Annotated in this window: 2 rRNA genes; both read right to left on the bottom strand. The window is 51.4% G+C overall.

Annotated features, from left to right (window positions below):
* Window positions 1-95: ribosomal RNA gene (gene rrf, locus VXS03_RS20035) — 5S ribosomal RNA — on the bottom strand; the annotation flags it as partial.
* A 137-nt stretch (window positions 96-232) separates the two neighbouring features.
* Window positions 233-933: ribosomal RNA gene (locus VXS03_RS20030) — 23S ribosomal RNA — on the bottom strand; the annotation flags it as partial.

Below are 933 nucleotides of genomic sequence, written 5' to 3'. Positions count from 1 at the left end.
ACATGGGGAGACCCCACACTACCATCGGCGCTATTACGTTTCACTACTGAGTTCGGCATGGGATCAGGTGGGTCCATAACGCTATGGTCGCCAAGCAAATTCTGGTTTATTTATTGTCTTATGACAATAAATAGCAATCTGGGAAAATCTAACTAGTTGTTCTCAACACGCATTCAAGCGTTTGTAGAGTCCGTCTCTTCTCTTATGAGAAGGAAAACCCCTTGGGTGTTGTATGGTTAAGCCTCACGGGCAATTAGTATCAGTTAGCTCAATGCCTCGCAGCACTTACACACCTGACCTATCAACGTTGTAGTCTTCAACAACCCTTTAGAGACCTTAAAGGTCTAGGGATGACTCATCTTGAGGCTCGCTTCCCGCTTAGATGCTTTCAGCGGTTATCGATTCCGAACTTAGCTACCGGGCAATGCATCTGGCGATACAACCCGAACACCAGCGGTTCGTCCACTCCGGTCCTCTCGTACTAGGAGCAGCCCCTCTCAATCATCCAACGCCCACGGCAGATAGGGACCGAACTGTCTCACGACGTTCTAAACCCAGCTCGCGTACCACTTTAAATGGCGAACAGCCATACCCTTGGGACCGACTTCAGCCCCAGGATGTGATGAGCCGACATCGAGGTGCCAAACACCGCCGTCGATATGAACTCTTGGGCGGTATCAGCCTGTTATCCCCGGAGTACCTTTTATCCGTTGAGCGATGGCCCTTCCATTCAGAACCACCGGATCACTATGACCTGCTTTCGCACCTGCTCGAATTGTCATTCTCGCAGTCAAGCGGGCTTATGCCATTGCACTAACCTCACGATGTCCGACCGTGATTAGCCCACCTTCGTGCTCCTCCGTTACTCTTTGGGAGGAGACCGCCCCAGTCAAACTACCCACCAGGCACTGTCCGTAACCCCGATAAGGGGTC

The sequence above is a fragment of the Photobacterium sp. S4TG1 genome (assembly GCF_036040035.1).
Classification (GTDB): domain Bacteria; phylum Pseudomonadota; class Gammaproteobacteria; order Enterobacterales; family Vibrionaceae; genus Photobacterium.
Note: the sequence above shows the minus strand (reverse complement) of the source record. Positions and strands in the feature narration are given on the sequence as shown.